This is a genomic window from Thermomonospora sp. CIF 1, from assembly GCF_001896795.1.
Taxonomy (GTDB): Bacteria; Actinomycetota; Actinomycetes; order Streptosporangiales; family Streptosporangiaceae; genus Thermomonospora; species Thermomonospora curvata.
The window spans coordinates 660,021-677,097 of the sequence record NZ_MOYN02000023.1 but is presented as its reverse complement, the minus strand read 5'-3'; the positions used below and the strand labels follow the sequence as shown (position 1 = coordinate 677,097).

The window sequence follows — 17,077 nt, the reverse complement described above, 5'->3', positions numbered from 1 at the left end:
GCGACGCCCGGCCTCCGGCCGCCCGGCCGTGGTCTGGATGCCACGTGCCCGGCGGCGGGGGACGGGCGTCGCGGCGTGTGCGGTGACCGCGTGCCCGCGGAACCGATGGGAGGGGAAGTCACGTGTGGGGTAGGCGCAGGCGCGGTCCGGTCATCCAGATCAAGAGCCCGGAGCAGATCGAGGCGATGCGGGCCGCCGGGCTGCTGGTCGGCCGGACGCTGGAAGTGCTGCGCGAGGCGGTCAAGCCCGGCATCACCACCGCCGACCTGGACGCCATCGCCGAAGACCACATCCGCTCGCATGGCGGCATCCCCTCCTTCAAGGGCTACCACGGCTTTCCCGCCACGATCTGCGCCTCGGTGAACGAGGAGGTCGTGCACGGCATCCCCAGGCCCGACAAGGTGCTGGCCGAGGGGGACATCATCTCCATCGACTGCGGCGCCATCGTGGACGGCTGGCACGGGGACGCGGCGATCACCGTCCCGGTCGGCGAGATCGACGCCGAGCGGCGCCGGCTGCTGGAGGTCACCGAGACGGCGCTGTGGCACGGTCTGGCGGCCGGAGTGGCCGGGGCGCGCCTGAGCGACATCTCGCACGCGATCGAGTCCTACATTCGCTCTCAGGGCCGCTATGGCATCGTGGAGGGCTATGGGGGCCACGGCATCGGCACCCAGATGCACATGGACCCGATGATCCCCAACCACGGGGAGCCCGGCCGCGGGCCGGTGCTGCGGCCCGGCATGTGCTTTGCCGTCGAGCCGATGGTCAACCTCGGCACCAAGCGGACCCGCGAGCTGGCCGACGGCTGGACGGTGGTCACCACCGACGGCCGGCACTCGGCGCACTTTGAGCACACCTTCGCGGTGACGCCGGACGGCCCGCGGGTGCTCACCGCGCTGGACGAGGGCCGGGAGTGGTTCGCCCGCCTCGGAGCCCGGGGCTGAGGGCGATCGCGATGACCACTCCCGACCCCCGGATGCGCGCCTCGGACGCCGACCGGGACCGGGTCGCCGAGGCGCTGCGCGAGCACTGCGCGGTGGGCCGCATCACCGTGGAGGAACTGCAGGAGCGGCTGGAGGCCGTCTACGCGGCCAAGACCTACGGGGAGCTGGCCGGCATCACCGCCGACCTGCCCGAGGAGGACCTGCAGGCCCGCCCGGCGCCGCCGGCGCATCGCTCCGGCGCCGCGGCATCGCCGCGCGAACCGGCCGGCGGGCTCTCCCGGCGGGGGATCGCGGCGGTGTGGGCCGCCTGGGCGATGGCCAGCGGGATCAACTTCACCATCTGGCTGGCGCTGGCGCTCACCGGGGAGCTGGTCTACCCGTGGTGGATCTGGGTGGCCGGGCCCTGGGGCGCGGTGCTGCTGATCAGCACTCTCCTCGGCGGCCGGCGTTTTTGACCGTTCCAGGCCCACTCAGTCCACGTGCATCAGCGGCCGGTAGTCGCCGGTGGGGACGAAGTGGGACACCCCCGGCCGGCCCTCGCCCACCAGGTGCAGGCTGAACCCCCCCGGCTCGCCGGTCACCGCGGCCTGGCCGGGGGAGGTGGTGTCCAGGTAGATCTGCCGGTAGGTGCTGGGGCAGGTGACCGCGGTGATCTCGCCGATGCGGCCGACCGCGGCCCGGTGCACATGCCCGCTGATCACCCGTTCCACCTGCGGGTGGCGGGCCAGCACGGCGCCGAGGGCGGCCGCATCGCGCAGCCCCGCCTCGTCCAGGAAACGCACCCCGATGGGGAAGGGCGGATGGTGGGTGGCCACCACCGTGGGGACGTCGGGGGCGGCCGCCAGGGCGGCGTCCAGCCACTGCAGGCGTTCTTCGTCCAGCTCCCCGTGGGACTCGCCGGGCACGGTGGTGTCGCAGCACACCAGGCGCACCCCGCGGACCTGGACGGCGTACTGGAAGGGCGCCTGCGGGTCGGGGGCGGCGCAGGCGGCGGTGCGGTCGGCGAACGCCTCCCGCAGCGCGGCCCGGTCGTCGTGGTTGCCGGGCAGCGGGAAGACGGGCATCGGCAGCGGCGACAGCAGCGCGCGCAGCCGCTCGTATTCGACGGGCAGCCCCCGGTCGGCCAGGTCGCCGGTGAGCACCACGCAGTCCGGCCGCTGCGGCAGGGCCAGCAGGCTGGAGACGGCGCTGCGGAGGGCGCGCACCGGGCCGGAGCGATCGTCGACCCGGCCGTCGGCCCCGGCGGCCAGGTGGATGTCGCTGAGCTGAGCGATGATCGTCATTGATCTTCTTCTTCCGATGCGCTTGCCCGGTGCGGGCGGCGTGCGCCGTCCCGTCGGTCTCTCCCCGCCGTGGGCGCCGTCACGCGCCCGTGCTCGCACACGAGGACGTCCGGGGAGAACGTCAGGGAGATCTTGACAGGTTTTAAGCCACGTTTGAAAGAACCGCCGAAAGCGCCGAGGTGACCTCCTCCGGTGCGGGGGCGACCTGGGGCACCACGTCCCGCAGCGCCAGCCAGCCGTTGATGGCCTGGGAGGTGGGGCCGGCCTCGTGCAGCTGCGGGTCCTCCACGCCGTACCAGGCGGCCACCCGCGACCACCGCCACAGCCGGTGCCCGGCGCTGGTGGTCTCCGAGGGCGGGAAGTTGCCGGGGCCGCGGGTGCCGCGGATGCACAGCCGCACCGACTCCAGGGAACGGCCCACCCGTTCGGCGATGTCGCGCATCGACAGCAGCGGGTCGGCCTCCACCGACAGCACCCGCAGCGGGGGGACGTCCTCCGCCGGCGGCTCGAGCGACTCCAAAAGTTCGATGACCTCCATGATGGCCGCCGACAGCGAGGGCGCCTGCCAGCGGCATCCGGCCTGGCCGCGCTGCTCCTTGCCGCGCAGCTCGCGCACGAACCCCACGGTCACCAGGCCGTGGGTGAGCTGGAAGAGGGGGTCGAGCTCGGCCTCCAGCAACGGGCGACTGAGGATCAGCTCGAAGTCGTAGTTCGGCATGCCGATCCTCCTTAAAGTCCTGCTTTAGGAAAGGTACAACGGATTAGGGAGTAAGCTGGGGACGGGAGCGGTGCCGGTTGTCATGTCGCCGTGTGATTTCGCGTTCGGCGGGCCGGTGACGTAGACTCCTGAGTCGGTCCGTTTTCGGTCGCCTGTTGACCCATGCCTACGCGCACCGGGTGTGGCCGTGTCCCTGGATGGATTCAGGGAAGCCGGGCCGAACCCCAGACGATGCCGAGCAGCGAAGCGCGGAGGACATGCCCAAGAAAGAAGGGGCCATCGAGATCGAGGGCACCGTCGTCGAGTCCCTCCCGAACGCCATGTTCCGGGTGGAGCTGGACAACGGCCACAAGGTGCTCGCCCACATCAGCGGCAAGATGCGGATGCACTACATCCGGATCCTGCCAGACGACCGGGTCGTCGTGGAACTGAGCCCTTACGACCTGTCCCGCGGCCGGATCGTCTACCGCTACAAGTAACCCTGAAAACGATCATTGTGGTTGCCTCTCCCCCGCCCGGCAGCGGGGGAGCGACCCTGATCGCTAGGAGACCACAGTGAAGGTCAAGCCGAGCGTCAAGAAGATCTGCAACAAGTGCCGGGTGATCCGCCGCCACGGCCGGGTCATGGTGATCTGCGAGGACCCGCGGCACAAGCAGCGTCAGGGCTGACGCACGACACGCACAAGCTCATCGCAACCTTCACACGGTGGCCGTACGACCCGGAGCGGGTCGTACGGCGCGGCTGTGTGTGGGGTACCCCCGGACGGAGGCCGGGGCCGTCGCCCGGGCAGGGGCGGGGGCGCGATGGGCAAGACCTCCGCCTGTGTAAGGAAGGGAACTGCCCACGATGGCACGCCTCGTTGGTGTCGACCTCCCGCGCGACAAGCGCATCGAGGTCGCTCTGACCTACATCTACGGCATCGGCCGTACTCGTGCACTGGAGACCCTGCGGCAGACCGGGGTCAATGGCGATCTGCGCGTCCACCAGCTCGGGGACGAGGAGCTGGTCAAGCTGCGCGACTGGATCGAAGCCAACTACAAGGTCGAGGGCGACCTGCGCCGTGAGGTGCAGGCCGACATCCGCCGCAAGATCGAGATCGGGTGCTACCAGGGCATCCGGCACCGCCGCGGGCTGCCGGTGCGCGGCCAGCGCACGCAGACCAACGCCCGGACCCGCAAGGGCAAGAAGAAGACGGTGGCCGGCAAGAAGAAGGCCGGCCGGAAGTAAGTAGTCCGACCGGGCCGGGCCCGCCCCGGCGGACCCAGCGCGGTGGGCCGGCCCGCCACCGGATCGACGACCTCACAGGAGTAGACGCCAGCGATGCCTCCCAGGAGCAAGGTCGGCGCCAAGAAGGTGCGCCGCAAGGAGAAGAAGAACATCGCCCACGGGCACGCCCACATCAAGAGCACGTTCAACAACACGATCGTGTCGATCACCGACCCGCAGGGGAACGTGATCTCCTGGGCCTCCGCGGGCCACGTGGGTTTCAAGGGCTCCCGCAAGTCCACGCCGTTCGCCGCTCAGCAGGCCGCCGAGGCCGCCGCCCGCCGGGCCATGGAGCACGGCATGCGCAAGGTCGACGTCTTCGTCAAGGGCCCGGGCTCGGGCCGGGAGACCGCCATCCGCTCGCTGCAGGCGACCGGACTGGAGGTCGGCTCCATCCAGGACGTCACGCCCGTTCCGCACAACGGCTGCCGCCCGCCCAAGCGGCGTCGCGTCTGAGGCCGGGAGGAAGAAGGACCATGGCTCGTTACACCGGCGCGGACTGCAAGCTCTGCCGGCGCGAGAAGATGAAGCTGTTCCTCAAGGGCAGCAAGTGCGAGGGGCCCAAGTGCCCGATCGAGATCCGGCCCTACCCGCCGGGCGAGCACGGCCGGGGCCGTCCCAAGGAGACCGAGTACCTGCTGCAGCTCCGCGAGAAGCAGAAGGCCCGCCGCATCTACGGCGTGCTGGAGAAGCAGTTCCACAACTACTACGAGATCGCCAACCGCAAGTCGGGCAAGACCGGTGACGTGCTGCTGCAGCTGCTGGAGCGGCGGCTGGACAACGTGGTCTACCGGGCCGGCTTCGCCAAGTCCCGCGACATGGCCCGCCAGCTGATCCGGCACGGCCACTTCAAGGTCAACGGCCGCAAGGTCGACATCCCCTCGTTCCTGGTCAGCGAGAACGACGTCATCGAGGTCAAGCCCAAGTCGCACGAGCTGACCCCGTTCGTGGTGGCCCGCGCCGAGGCCGGTGAGCGGCAGACCCCGGCGTGGCTGGAGGCCATCACCGAGCCGACCATGCGGATCCTGATCCACTCCCTGCCCACCCGGCAGCAGATCGACACGCCGGTGCAGGAGCAGCTGATCGTCGAGCTCTACTCCAAGTAAGGGCTCACCGCCCGGGCGGGGCCCGCGCTCCGCCCGGGTACGGTCGGAAGAAGGCGAACCGGCCGATTCCATGGCCCGGGTCGAAGGAACCCGGGTGGAACAACGACGGCGGCGTCAAATAGCGGGCGTCGCCGGTATGGAGGACACCCCATGCTCATCGCTCAGCGTCCCACACTCACCGAGGAGCAGATCGACGAGTACCGGTCCCGGTTCATCATCGAGCCGCTGGAGCCGGGCTTCGGCTACACGATCGGCAACTCGCTGCGCCGCACGCTCCTGTCGTCCATCCCGGGTGCCGCGGTCACCAGCATCCGCATCGAGGGGGTGCTGCACGAGTTCTCCACCATCCCCGGGGTCAAGGAGGATGTCACCGACATCATCTTGAACCTCAAAGAGCTGGTGGTCTCCTCCGAGCACGACGAGCCGGTGGTGATGTACCTGCGCAAGCAGGGCCCCGGGCAGGTCACCGCCGCCGACATCGCGCCGCCGGCCGGTGTCGAGGTGCACAACCCCGACCTGCACATCGCCACCCTCAACAGCAAGGCCAAGCTGGAGATGGAGCTGACCGTCGAGCGCGGTCGCGGTTACGTCTCCGCCGCCCAGAACAAGCAGCCGGGCCAGGAGATCGGCCGGATCCCGATCGACTCCATCTACTCGCCGGTCCTGAAGGTCACCTACAAGGTCGAGGCGACCCGAGTCGAGCAGCGCACCGACTTCGACCGCCTGATCCTGGATGTGGAGACCAAGCCGGCGATGCTGCCCCGCGACGCGGTGGCCAGCGCCGGCAAGACGCTGGTGGAGCTGTTCGGGCTGGCCCGCGAGCTGAACGTGGAGGCCGAGGGCATCGACATGGGCCCCTCGCCGACGGACGCCGCGCTGGCGGCCGATCTGGCGCTGCCCATCGAGGAGCTCAACCTCACCGTCCGCTCCTACAACTGCCTCAAGCGCGAAGGCATCCACACGGTCGGCGAGCTGGTGGCGCGCAGCGAGCAGGATCTGCTCGACATCCGCAACTTCGGTGCCAAGAGCATCGAGGAGGTCAAGCAGAAGCTGGCCGACATGGGCCTGTCGCTGAAGGACTCCCCGCCCGGATTCGACCCGGGCGTGGCGGCCGACAGCTACGGCGACGACGACTCCAGCTACGCCGAGACCGAGCAGTACTGATCGCAGTACCCGGGGCCGTCCCGTCCGCGCGCCGGGCGGGACGGCCGTCCATGAACGAGCCGCCGGTACCTGATACGGCCGGCGCAGGAAGGAAACCGCAATGCCCAAGCCCACCAAGGGCGCCCGCCTCGGCGGCAGCCCCGCGCACGAGCGGCTGATCCTGGCCAATTTGGCCACCGCGCTGTTCGAGCACGGCCGCGTCACCACCACCGAGGCCAAGGCCCGGCGGGTGCGTCCGTTCGCGGAGAAGCTGATCACCAAGGCCAAGAAGGGCGACCTGCACAACCGCCGCCTGGTGGCCCGGGTGATCCGGGACAAGAGCGTGGTGCACACGCTGTTCACCGAGATCGCCCCGCAGTTCGCCGAGCGTCCGGGCGGCTACACCCGGATCACCAAGATCGGGCCGCGGCGCGGCGACTGCGCCCCCATGGCGGTCATCGAGCTGGTCTCCGAGCCGATGCGGGCCGGCGCGGTCAAGACCGTCCAGGGCAAGGACGAGACCAAGGCCGCCGAGAGCAAGGCCGCCGAGGCCGAGGAGAAGGCGACCGAGGCCAAGAGCGAGGAGGCCGCCGAGGCCGAGGAGACCGAGACCAAGAAGGACGCCGAGTAAGGCGCCGCACGTCGGTTCGGCATGCCATGGCAGGCCCGCCGCCCCAGCTGGGACGGCGGGCCTGCCGCTTTGCTGGACGTCTGCGGCGTGCGGTGCGGCGAGCGCTTGACGCAGGACGAGGATGAGCATGACGGCACTGGTGCGGCTGCGACTGGACATCGGCTACGACGGCACGGACTTTTCCGGCTGGGCGCGGCAGCCCGACCGGCGCACCGTGCAGGGCGTCATCGAGGAGGCGCTGGGCCGGGTGCTGCGGCTGGATCCGCCGCCGGCGCTGACCGTGGCGGGCCGGACCGACGCCGGGGTGCACGCCCGCGGCCAGGTCGCCCACGTGGACGTCCCCGAGCGGGCGTATGCGGCGGTGAGCAACCGGCTGGTGCACCGCCTGGCCGGGCTGCTGCCGCCGGATGTGCGGGTGTGGCGCATCGCGGTGGCCCCGCGCGGCTTCGACGCCCGCTTCTCGGCGCTGTGGCGGCGGTACGTCTACCGGGTCTGCGACCGGGAGGCCGGGGTGGATCCGCTGCGCCGCCGGGAGGTGCTGTGGCATCCGCGCCCGCTGGACCTGGACCGGATGAACGAGGCGGCGGCGCGTCTGCTGGGCGAGCACGACTTCGCCGCCTTCTGCCGCCGGCGGGAGGGGGCGACCACCATCCGGCGGCTGCTGCGCTATGAGTGGCGGCGCGAGGAGCCCGCGTTGGCGGCGGCCACGGTGGTGGCGGACGCCTTCTGCCACTCGATGGTGCGCGCCCTGGTCGGCGCGCTGCTGGCGGTGGGCGACGGGCGCCGGGAGGTGGACTGGCCCGCCCGGGTGCTGGCCGCCGGGGTGCGGGACTCGGCGGTGAACGTGGCGCCCGCGCACGGGCTGTCGCTGGAGGAGATCGGCTACCCCGACGATGAGGAGGAGCTGGCCCGCCGGGCCCTGCAGACCCGGCAGGTGCGCACTCTCAGCGGCTCTGGGAACGCCTCCGAGGCGCCGGTGAACTCCTGACCCTCCCCCGTCCCGTTACGGGCGTCGTGGGGCCGTCAGGAGCCTTCCGCGGCGCGTTTGTCGATGGGGCGCAGCCCGTAGGCGATGAACTCTTCGGCGATCTGCTTGAGCAGCCGGTCGCCGGGTTTGGGCGTGGTGCCGTCGGCGTAGGTGGCGTAGGCGTAGACGATGTAGCGTCCCCGCACCGTGCCGGCGGCGTGGCCGCCCGCCCGGTCGATGTCGGGGGAGCGCTCGCCGGGCATCCCGCGGAACCACTCGTAGGCGGCCGGGTCGCCGGCCCGGTGGGCGGCCAGCGCCGCCTTGCGGGTCGGCATGACCGCCACCCCGGCGGTGACGGCGATCGTCCCGACCCGGTTGACGTAGGTGGCGCGGACCACGCTGCGGCAGTTCCCGCGTTCCAGCGCCTCGATCATCGCGCCCCGGGCGGTCAGCCCGCACTGGTGGTTGACCGACGTCATGTCCCGCAGGAAGACCCGGTCGGCCAGCTCGATCTCCTTGCTGGGGAACACCTCCACCAGCGCCAGCGGGCGGGGGTCGGTCTTCTCGTTGTCGATCCTGGACGGGCCGGTGCGGGTGGGGGACGGCGAGGCCGGCGAGGCCGCCGGCGGGGCGGCGGGCGCGCTGCGTTCGGGGGCGGGGGAGGCGCTGCGGGAGGGGCGCTTGGCGGCGCGCGGGCTCTCCTCGCCCGACCCGGAGAACAGGCCGAACCCGGCCAGCACGATGGCCGGTATCGCGATCACGATCGCCACCACGGCGATCATCAGCTGGTTGCGGCGGCGCACCACCGGTTGCTCGGCCTCGGCGGACGCCGGCCGCCGCTCGGGGCCGTGCTGGGGAGGCTCCTGCGCGGCGTGCGGCGGCGCCTGGGACAGCAGCAGGATGACCCCGCCTTCGGACAGCTGGTCGGCGGGCGCGGCGGAGGTGGTGTGCGGCAGCCCGTCGAGGTGGTGCCCGGTGTATTCGGGGGGCGTGACGCCGGGTGGGAGCACCGCGTCGGGCGTCAGCGCGCCGTCGGAGTCGTCGGAATCGTCCGATGCGGCGTCCTGGACGGGCGTCTGCCGGGCCTCGGGCGCGCTCTTGCCGTTCCGGGAGGGCTCGGCCTGCTCCTGGGAGACCTGCTCGGCGGTGGACGCCTCGGCGGCGGGGGCCTTTTCCCGCCCGGCCTCCCGCTCGGGCCGGTGCTCTTCCTGCGGGCCCGGGTACAGCGGGATGCCGTCCGGGTCGGTGTCCGGGAAGGACGGGCCGGGCAGCTCCTTGATCGGTTCGGGCGGGACGGCGCCGCGGGTGTCCACGCTGGGCACGCCCACCCCGGCCACCAGGACGCCCGGCGCCGGCTCGGCGGCGGGCTCCGCGGCGGCCTCGGCGGCGGGGCCGCCTGCCGCGGGGGCGGCGGGCTTCGCCTCCTCGGCGGGGCCGTCCGTCTGGGAGGCGTCCTCGGTCGCGGCGGCCTCGGCATCGGATGCGTCCGCCGCGGGGCCGGAGTCGGCCCCGGCCGCTTGCCGTTCCTCCTCGGAGGCCGCCCACCAGGGCTTGTCCGGGCCGAACAGCGGGACGGTGAAGGTGGGCGCAGCCGGCTTCGGCTCCGCTTCCGCCGTGGCCTTTGCCGCCTGCGGCCGTGCCGCGGGCTCGGCGGCGGCCTCGCCGGCCCGCCCGAAGCTGGGCGGCGCGGGCGTCGCCGGGGCGCCTTCGGCGGGGGACGCCGAGTCCACCGCGGACTCGGAGGTCTCCTCAGGTCCAGACATAGCCAAACAGGGTATTCGCCGCGATCAGCCCGTGAGGGGTTTGCCTTCGATTCCCCGGTAGTGCAGGGCCCTGCCCAGGTTGCTGCCGAGGATGATCTGTTGCTGGAAGTCGGATACGACCCGGTGGTACTTCTTGGCGATGGTCTTGCCGTCGGGCCGCTGCACCCACGTCATGATCAGGTAGTGCCCGTGGGCGCGGGAGGTCCCCAGCGCGGCGCCCTTGCCGATCTTCTTGCTGTACCCGGTGCCGGGCAGCGGCTGCAGGTAGGCGTCCCGTCCCGCGCCGGCCTTCTGGGCGGCCCTGGCCCACTTGTCGGTCTTGAGGTTCAGCACGCCCACGGTGCCGACGAGCAGGCCGTCGGCGCGGGCGTAGGTGGCGCGCAGCACCTGGACGCAGCCGCCCTTTTTGAGGGTCGCGGCGAGCTTGCCGCCGTTGACGGCCTTGCTGCAGTTGCGCTCGTGCTTCCAGGCCGTGCGGACGTACTTTTTGCCCTTGGCGGTGAAGGACGCCTTGCCGAACACCTCTTTGAGGGTCAGCGGCTTGGGGTCGGTGGCGCGGCTTTTCAGCTTGATGTTCAGCGGGGCCGCCGAAAGGGAGGGCGTCGGGGTCGCCGTGGGCGTGGCGGTCGGCTGCTGCGGGGCGGCGGCCGCCTTGCCGTCGCCCGAGCCGCCCTTGAGCGCGGAGGAGGCGGCGAACCCGCCGCCGACGAGCAGCAGCCCGGCCAGCACGGCGCCGCCGACGGTCACCGGCAGCGGCAGGCCGCGCTTGGAGTCCGCGCCGTCCTTGTCGGGCTTGCGGTGCCCGGCGGGCTCGCTGAAGCCGCCGTCGTCGGCGAAGTAACGTTCGCCCATCGCGCCGTACAGCTCCCCGCCGGAGGGGCCGGCGGCGGGCTCCCGGCCCGCGGGGCCGCCGTCGCCGGGACGGTGGGGCGGCTCCGGCGGCGACGGAGAGGCCCAAGGGGGGTTCCCGGCCCCGGGGCGGTCCGCAAAGCCCGACCCGCCGTCCGGCGCGGCCGCGCCGTCGTCGTCGAAGGAGCCCAGCCCGAATCGCCCGCCGGGCCCGGTGTCGAACCGTCCGGTGGGGAAGGACCGGTCGAAGGACTCGCCGCCGAACCGCTCCCCGGGGCGCGCGGCGAACGCGCCCGGCGGCGGGGAGAAGGGAGAGGCGCCCTCCCCGCCGGGGCGGTCGGCGCCGGCCTGCTCCGGGCCGTACGGCTCGGGAGGACGGTCGTCGGGACTGCCTTGGTCACCCGGGTAACCCATGTGTTGGACCCTACCCTCGCATTTGCATGGCTTGGCCCGCGCTTGAGCGGCGCGACGGCACGCCGGCGGGGCCGGAAGGGGAGGACGACCGAACGGCGGTCGTCGCAGGTCACGGCTTTAAGCCCACCCGAAGGTCTGCGTCCACCACGGGCCGCCGGAGCCGGTCTGCACGCCGACCCCGATCGCCTTCAGCCCGCAGTTGAGGATGTTGGCGCGGTGGCCGGAACTGTTCATCCAGCCTTTCATGACGGCGGCCGCGGTGGGGTAGCCCATGGCGATGTTCTCGGCGCCCGGGCTGGGGTAGCCGGCCTTCTTGATGCGGTCGGCGAAGGTCTCGCCGCTGGGGGAGGTGTGGCTGAAGTAGCCCTTGGCGGCCATGTCCGCCGAGTGCGCCCGCGCGGCCGCCACCAGGCGGCCGTCCACGCGCAGCGCCGGGCAGCCGGCCTTGGCGCGTTCCTGGTTGGTCAGCTCCACCACCTGCGCCTCCATCCCGGTCAGGCCGGAGGGCGGAGGGGAGGCGTCGCCGCCGGAGCCGCCGTCGCCGGAGCCGCCGGATCCGCCACCGCCGCCGGAGTCTCCGCCCGAGTCACCGCCGCCGGAGCCGCTGTCGCCGGAGCCGCCGCCTGAGCCGGATCCTTCCGGCTTGGGGCTTTGCGCGCCGTCGCGGTCGCGCAGCCGCATGCGCAGTTCCTTCAAGGGCTGGGACTGCTCGGCGAACGACCGGGCGAGCTCGTCGGGGGCCTGCGGCGCGGTGGCGCCGCTTTCCGGGGCGTTTGCGGGGCCGGTGGGAGCGCCTTCGGCCGCATCGGCCCGAGGGCCGGGCGCGGGGAGCGCGCCGGTGCTCTGCGGCTCACCGGTGACCGCCGGCACCACCAGGCGGTCCAGCGCCACGCCGGTGCCGACGGCCAGCGCGGCACCGGTCACGATCGCCGTCGTGACCAGGGCGCGCCGGCGCCGGGAGCCGCGGCCGGATTCCTTGCGGGGGGCTGATCCATGGCGGGGGGAACGCATCGCTGTCGAGCCTTCCGGAGCGGGGACGGGTCATCCGGCATCGGTTCCGCACCATATCCCCCCAAGTGCCGTGAAACGGATGCTTTGCAACTATGTGGACAGAGTGGATGCCGTGGCCGCAGGGGAATGTGACAAGGCACTGGTTCGCATGCGGCATACTGGAAACTGGCCGGGAGACTGTTCGCGACGGCTCGCTTTGACCCATGCCCGCAGGGCTGGGTATTCTGCCAGTTCGTTGCATCTACCGGTGTGCCCGTATCAGGGCCCCGGCCTCCAGGGTGTCGCTTCGGACCATTGTTGATCCGGTGGGCGTGCCCCGGATCCGCTGTGAAGTCGACAAGAAACGAAGGCTTACGACCGTGCGCACGTACACCCCTAAGCCCGCTGACGTGCAGCGTCAGTGGTACGTCATCGATGCGACCGATGTCGTGCTGGGTCGGCTTGCCAGCCAGGTCGCGACCCTGCTGCGGGGGAAGCACAAGCCGATCTACGCGCCGCATGTGGACACCGGCGACTTCGTGATCGTCGTCAATGCCGACAAGGTGGCGCTGACCGGCAACAAGCGGGAGCAGAAGCGGGCCTACCGCCACTCCGGCTACCCGGGCGGGCTGCGGTCGATCACCTACAAGGACTTCCTGGCCAAGCACCCCGAGCGAGCGGTCGAGAAGGCCATCAAGGGCATGCTCCCCAAGAACTCGCTCGGGCGCCGGATGTTCAAGAAGGTGAAGGTCTACGCCGGCCCGGACCACCCGCACCAGGCCCAGCGGCCGATCCCCTACGAGATCACCCAGATCGCGCAGTGAGCGGGGGGCGGGTCGCCGGTGCGGCCCGCCGAGCAGCCGCCGGGCACGACCCTGAAACAGTGGCCGCCGGGGCACCCGAGCAGCGCGATCGGGCCCGCCGCCCTGGCTAGAAGACCCTAGGAGAACAGTGGCCGAGAACAGCGGCATCGAGACGCCCGTCGAGGGTGCCGAGTACGACGAGTACGAGGAGTACCCGTCGGAGTACACCACCGAGACGCCCGAGGCCCCGGCCGAGTACGGGGCCCAGCCGGTCGCGGTCGGCGCGGCCTCGGCCACCGGCCGCCGCAAGGAGGCCATCGCCCGGGTCCGGGTCATGCCGGGCACCGGCAACTGGACGATCAACGGCCGGACGCTGGAGAACTACTTCCCCAACAAGGTTCACCAGCAGATGGTCAACGAGCCGTTCGTCCAGCTCGGCGCCGAGGGCCAGTTCGACGTGATCGCCCGCGTCGGCGGCGGTGGCGTGACCGGTCAGGCCGGTGCGCTGCGGATGGGCGTCGCCCGCGCCCTGCAGATCATCGACCCCGACCACCGGCCGACCCTGAAGAAGGCCGGGTTCCTGACCCGGGACGCCCGGGTCAAGGAGCGCAAGAAGGCCGGCCTGAAGAAGGCCCGCAAGGCTCCGCAGTACAGCAAGCGCTGACGCGTGCCGGGCTCGTCCCGGCGGCGTGCGCTGCTCTTGCGGCACAAGACTGATGACAGGGGCCGGTGCGAGGCCGTTGAGCGCCCGCACCGGCCCTGTGGTGTGAACGGGCGCCGGGCTGCGCGCGTGCCGGAGGCCCCGGGTTTGGTGGCCGTCCGTCATGGAATGACGCGAACTGCGAACTGGTGCGGCGGCCGTGGGCGTCATATGACCGCGTGGAGCCGGTATGGCACCGCGCGGTCGTCGCTGTACGGGCCGCGTCCAAGACCCGACGGGTGGGAGTTGAGCTGTGGGCCGTTTGTTCGGAACCGATGGGGTGCGTGGGGTCGCCGGCCGTGACCTGACGGCACGGCTGGCCATGGACCTGTCCGTGGCGGCGGCGCGGGTGCTGGGCGAGGCCGGCGCGTTCGCCGGGCACCGGCCGGTGGCCGTGGTGGGGCGCGACCCGCGCGCCTCCGGCGAGTTCCTGGAGGCGGCCGTGGTCGCCGGGCTGGCCGGGGCCGGGGTGGACGTGCTGCTGCTGGGGGTGCTGCCCACCCCGGCGGTGGCGTACCTGACCCGCGCCCTGGAGGCCGATCTGGGGGTCATGCTGTCGGCCTCGCACAACCCGGCGCCCGACAACGGGATCAAGTTCTTCGACCGCAGCGGCTACAAGCTGGCCGACGAGATCGAAGACCGCATCGAGGCCCAGCTCGGCGCGGACTGGCAGGGGCCGACCGGGGCGGACGTGGGCCGCGTCCGCGACGCCCACGGGGCGGTCGAGCAATACGTGGCGCACCTGCTGTCCACGCTGCCGGCCTCGCTGGACGGGCTGCGCGTGGTGGTGGACTGCGCCAACGGGGCGGCCTCGTCCATCGCGCCGGAGGCGCTGCGCCGGGCCGGCGCCGAGGTGACCGCCATCGGGAACGCCCCCGACGGGCTCAACATCAACGCCGGCTGCGGCTCCACCCACCTGGAGGCGCTGCGGGCCGCGGTGATCGCCCAGGGCGCCGACGCCGGCATCGCCCACGACGGGGACGCCGACCGCTGCCTGGCGGTCACCGCCTCCGGCGAGGTGGTCGACGGCGACCAGATCATGGCGATCCTGGCCACCGAGCTGCGCGAGGCGGGCCGGCTGGCCGGGGACACCGTGGTGGCCACCGTGATGTCCAACCTGGGCTTCAAGATCGCGATGCGCGAGGCCGGGATCGGCGTGGTGGAGACCGCGGTGGGCGACCGCTACGTGCTGGAGGCGATGAAGGCCGGCGGCTACACCCTGGGCGGCGAGCAGTCCGGCCACGTGATCATGCTGGAGCACGCCACCACCGGGGACGGGCTGCTGACCGGCCTGCACCTGCTGGCGACCATGGCCCGCCGGGAGCGCTCCCTGGAGGAGCTGGCCAAGGTGATGCACCGGCTGCCGCAGGTGCTGGTCAACGTGCGCGGCGTGGACAAGACCAAGGTCGGCGCCTCCCCGGAGCTGGCCGAGGCCGTCACCGAGGCGGAAAAGGAGCTCGGCGACGGCGGCCGGGTGCTGATCCGGCCCAGCGGCACCGAGCCCATGGTCCGCGTGATGGTGGAGGCCCCCACCCAGGAGCAGGCCCAGCGGGTCGCCGACCGCCTCGCCGAGGTCGTCCGCACCGCCCTGTGAGCCCTCACCGGGCGGTCTCCACCGCCCGTCCCGCCTGATCGCCGGCCCGGTGACCGGACGGGCCCGGCCGGCGGGTGGGCCGCTCACCGGTCGGGGCGGGTCACTTCGCCTTCCGCTTGGCGACCTCGAAGGCGGTGCAGCCGAGGCCCCCGGCCTCGGTCTCCTTGAGCTTTCCGCTCAGGGCGGTCGGCGTGCCGTAGGGGACGTCGGCCCGCAGGGTGAAGGCCGCCTGGCCGGAGGGGGCGCTGCCGCCCTTCCAGAACTCGGGCTCCAGCGTCGGCTTCTCGCCGGAGTGCTCACCGCCGATGAAGAAGGGCCCGGTCACCGCCCCCTCGGTGTCGCGGCCCTCGAAGAGGGGGACGGTGCCGTTCACCCGCAGTTCTCCCGCCGGGTTCGGCTTGAGTTCCAGTCGCATGCCGTATCGCCGGCCGCCACAGATGCGGTGGCCGTCCCGCGTGCCCTGGAGCGCCCGGTGGGCCGCCTCGGCCTCCTCCTTCTTGGAGAAGGACGGCAGGGAGGGCAGGGAGATCGAGCCGATGACGCTGGCGATGAAACCGATGATCACCAGGCCGATCCCCACCGGGATGCTCCAGAGCATGACGGCGCAGCCGGAGGGCACGGGCATGTTGCTGTCCGCGGGGAAGGGACAGCTGCATCCGCGAACCGGTCTTTTCGGGTGTTACGCCTGGTGAACGCTCTGGGCTGCGCTCAGTCCTCGGTGATCTCCAGGCGGCCGATCCTCAGGTGCGCGATCTCCACGGTGCCGGCCTGCAGGTGGTGGACGATCGCCCGCTTGATGGCCAGCCTGCCGATCGCGACGGCCCCGACCGCCAGGGCGCCCAGCGTCATCGCGCCCAGGGCCAGCGAGCCGAGCCCGCCGCCGGCGCGCAGCGTCACCCCGGTCGCCGACGCCCCGGTGACCGCCGCGCCGGTGGCGCGGGCGCCCACCGCCCGTTCGGTGCGGACGCGCGGCCTGTCGCTTGAGCCGGTGCCGGCCGGCGTCTCGATCTGCGGTTCGTCCCGGCCGTCCGGCTCGGTCCCCATGGTCTCCCCCTGATCGGCGATGAACGTGGTCGTCTCCGATGCTATTGCCCGGGACGGGAGGGGAGCGCCGGCGGTGCGCCCGCTCAGCAGCGGTTGAGGAAGTCCTCCAGGGCGTCGCGGTCGGCGCGGGTCACCGGCAGGCCGTACTTGCGGGCCACGGCGATGTACTTGACCCCGTAGGTGCACTGGTAGGCCTTCTGCGGCTGCCATTCGCCAGGCCCGGAGTCGCCCTTTTGGCCGTTGGGCACGCCCCACACCGCCAGCAGGTTGTCGTGGTCGTTGGCGAACTGCTCGCGGCGCTGCGCGCTCCATCGGTAGGCGCCCATCCGCCAGGCCAGCGCCAGCGGGTAGATGTGGTCGATCTGCACCTCGGCGGCATCCGACTTGCGGAAGGAGATGGTCTTGCCGGTGTAGGGGTCCTGCAGCGTGCCCGACACCACGACGCAGCCGTCGCGCCGCCGCACCTGCTGCAGATCGCGGGCCAGGACGTCGTTGCGCTGGTCGCAGCCGTTGCGGTCGATGTCGCGCCAGCGCTGCCCGAACTTCTCCCGCGCATAGCCGCGCCCGGCGCCCTCGGGGGCCACCGCGAGCGTCCGCAGATCCCTGCGGGCCGCCGTGACGGCGGCGGCGTCCGGTTTCACGCCGCCTGCGGAAGGGCCCTGGTCGCCGGTGTCGATGTGGACGCTGCACCCGGACGCCGCCACCGCCGCGGCCGCCATGATCAGGCCCGGCCGCCGGAAGTTCATCACCTCACCGCCTCATCTCCGGTTCATTCATGCCCGTTTTACGGTGATCAATGGTGTTCACTGTAGGGACGGGCGAACGGCGCCCGGCCTGCGGGTCGTCCGAAAGCAGCAAAGC

General features: G+C 72.2%; 21 protein-coding genes. 13 read left to right on the top strand and 8 right to left on the bottom strand.

Going from position 1 to position 17,077, the window contains the following annotated elements; translation table 11 throughout:
- Nucleotides 1-122: 122 nt before the first annotated feature.
- The gene (gene map / locus BUE48_RS21400) at nt 123-944 is read left to right on the top strand and encodes a type I methionyl aminopeptidase (RefSeq protein WP_012854609.1); all 822 of its coding nucleotides are present in this window, start codon (nt 123-125) and stop codon (nt 942-944) included.
- An 11-nt stretch (nt 945-955) separates the two neighbouring features.
- On the top strand, nt 956-1,399 hold the full coding sequence (locus tag BUE48_RS21395) for a DUF1707 SHOCT-like domain-containing protein (protein WP_286990822.1): 444 nt from the start codon (nt 956-958) through the stop codon (nt 1,397-1,399).
- Nucleotides 1,400-1,414: 15 nt separating this feature from the next.
- Here BUE48_RS21395 and BUE48_RS21390 read toward each other — a convergent pair whose 3' ends face one another.
- Nucleotides 1,415-2,227, bottom strand: coding sequence for a phosphodiesterase (locus BUE48_RS21390; protein WP_012854607.1), 813 nt, complete (start codon nt 2,225-2,227; stop codon nt 1,415-1,417).
- Nucleotides 2,228-2,369: 142 nt separating this feature from the next.
- Nucleotides 2,370-2,945 carry a hypothetical protein gene (locus BUE48_RS21385; RefSeq protein WP_012854606.1) on the bottom strand — a complete coding sequence of 192 codons (576 nt, stop codon included), beginning with the start codon at nt 2,943-2,945 and terminating at the stop codon, nt 2,370-2,372.
- Between the two features lie 257 nt (nt 2,946-3,202).
- On the opposite strand from BUE48_RS21385, the gene infA reads away from it, so the two are divergent.
- The 8 genes from infA (at nt 3,203) to truA (ending at nt 8,080) form a co-directional block, all read left to right on the top strand.
- Nucleotides 3,203-3,424 (top strand): translation initiation factor IF-1, encoded by a 222-nt coding sequence (gene infA / locus BUE48_RS21380; protein ID WP_012854605.1) that lies wholly within the window; start codon nt 3,203-3,205, stop codon nt 3,422-3,424.
- Nucleotides 3,425-3,500: 76 nt separating this feature from the next.
- On the top strand, nt 3,501-3,614 hold the full coding sequence (gene rpmJ / locus BUE48_RS21375; RefSeq protein WP_012854604.1) for a 50S ribosomal protein L36: 114 nt from the start codon (nt 3,501-3,503) through the stop codon (nt 3,612-3,614).
- Between the two features lie 178 nt (nt 3,615-3,792).
- Nucleotides 3,793-4,173 carry a 30S ribosomal protein S13 gene (gene rpsM / locus BUE48_RS21370; protein ID WP_012854603.1) on the top strand — a complete coding sequence of 127 codons (381 nt, stop codon included), beginning with the start codon at nt 3,793-3,795 and terminating at the stop codon, nt 4,171-4,173.
- A gap of 93 nt (nt 4,174-4,266) precedes the next feature.
- Nucleotides 4,267-4,668, top strand: a complete 402-nt coding sequence (gene rpsK, locus BUE48_RS21365; RefSeq protein WP_012854602.1) for a 30S ribosomal protein S11 — start codon at nt 4,267-4,269, stop codon at nt 4,666-4,668.
- A 20-nt stretch (nt 4,669-4,688) separates the two neighbouring features.
- Complete coding sequence (gene rpsD, locus BUE48_RS21360; RefSeq protein WP_012854601.1) at nt 4,689-5,318, top strand: 30S ribosomal protein S4; 630 nt, start codon at nt 4,689-4,691, stop codon at nt 5,316-5,318.
- A 150-nt stretch (nt 5,319-5,468) separates the two neighbouring features.
- A complete protein-coding gene (locus tag BUE48_RS21355; RefSeq protein ID WP_012854600.1) occupies nt 5,469-6,482 on the top strand; it encodes a DNA-directed RNA polymerase subunit alpha in 1,014 nt (337 codons plus the stop codon).
- Between the two features lie 100 nt (nt 6,483-6,582).
- Complete coding sequence (rplQ, locus tag BUE48_RS21350) at nt 6,583-7,092, top strand: 50S ribosomal protein L17 (protein WP_012854599.1); 510 nt, start codon at nt 6,583-6,585, stop codon at nt 7,090-7,092.
- A 127-nt stretch (nt 7,093-7,219) separates the two neighbouring features.
- A complete protein-coding gene (gene truA, locus BUE48_RS21345) occupies nt 7,220-8,080 on the top strand; it encodes a tRNA pseudouridine(38-40) synthase TruA (RefSeq protein WP_148233075.1) in 861 nt (286 codons plus the stop codon).
- A gap of 35 nt (nt 8,081-8,115) precedes the next feature.
- Here truA and BUE48_RS21340 read toward each other — a convergent pair whose 3' ends face one another.
- The 3 genes from BUE48_RS21340 to BUE48_RS21330 form a co-directional block, all read right to left on the bottom strand.
- Nucleotides 8,116-9,822, bottom strand: a complete 1,707-nt coding sequence (locus BUE48_RS21340) for a hypothetical protein (protein WP_012854597.1) — start codon at nt 9,820-9,822, stop codon at nt 8,116-8,118.
- Between the two features lie 24 nt (nt 9,823-9,846).
- Nucleotides 9,847-11,085: a hypothetical protein gene (locus BUE48_RS21335; protein ID WP_012854596.1), complete on the bottom strand. Its 1,239-nt coding sequence runs from the start codon at nt 11,083-11,085 to the stop codon at nt 9,847-9,849.
- 117 nt (nt 11,086-11,202) lie between these two features.
- On the bottom strand, nt 11,203-12,096 hold the full coding sequence (locus tag BUE48_RS21330) for a CAP domain-containing protein (RefSeq protein ID WP_286990821.1): 894 nt from the start codon (nt 12,094-12,096) through the stop codon (nt 11,203-11,205).
- Nucleotides 12,097-12,455: 359 nt separating this feature from the next.
- Here BUE48_RS21330 and rplM point away from each other — a divergent pair, with 359 nt between their 5' ends.
- The 3 genes from rplM (at nt 12,456) to glmM (ending at nt 15,172) form a co-directional block, all read left to right on the top strand.
- On the top strand, nt 12,456-12,899 hold the full coding sequence (gene rplM / locus BUE48_RS21325; protein WP_012854594.1) for a 50S ribosomal protein L13: 444 nt from the start codon (nt 12,456-12,458) through the stop codon (nt 12,897-12,899).
- 127 nt (nt 12,900-13,026) lie between these two features.
- Nucleotides 13,027-13,542, top strand: coding sequence for a 30S ribosomal protein S9 (rpsI, locus tag BUE48_RS21320; protein ID WP_012854593.1), 516 nt, complete (start codon nt 13,027-13,029; stop codon nt 13,540-13,542).
- A 289-nt stretch (nt 13,543-13,831) separates the two neighbouring features.
- The gene (gene glmM, locus BUE48_RS21315) at nt 13,832-15,172 is read left to right on the top strand and encodes a phosphoglucosamine mutase (protein WP_012854592.1); all 1,341 of its coding nucleotides are present in this window, start codon (nt 13,832-13,834) and stop codon (nt 15,170-15,172) included.
- A 100-nt stretch (nt 15,173-15,272) separates the two neighbouring features.
- On the opposite strand, the gene BUE48_RS21310 is transcribed toward glmM, so the two are convergent.
- The 3 genes from BUE48_RS21310 to BUE48_RS21300 form a co-directional block, all read right to left on the bottom strand.
- Nucleotides 15,273-15,797: a hypothetical protein gene (locus BUE48_RS21310; protein ID WP_286990820.1), complete on the bottom strand. Its 525-nt coding sequence runs from the start codon at nt 15,795-15,797 to the stop codon at nt 15,273-15,275.
- Between the two features lie 83 nt (nt 15,798-15,880).
- Nucleotides 15,881-16,216, bottom strand: coding sequence for a hypothetical protein (locus tag BUE48_RS21305; RefSeq protein ID WP_286990819.1), 336 nt, complete (start codon nt 16,214-16,216; stop codon nt 15,881-15,883).
- Between the two features lie 83 nt (nt 16,217-16,299).
- Nucleotides 16,300-16,962 (bottom strand): HNH endonuclease family protein, encoded by a 663-nt coding sequence (locus tag BUE48_RS21300; RefSeq protein WP_286990818.1) that lies wholly within the window; start codon nt 16,960-16,962, stop codon nt 16,300-16,302.
- Nucleotides 16,963-17,077 lie beyond the last annotated feature (115 nt).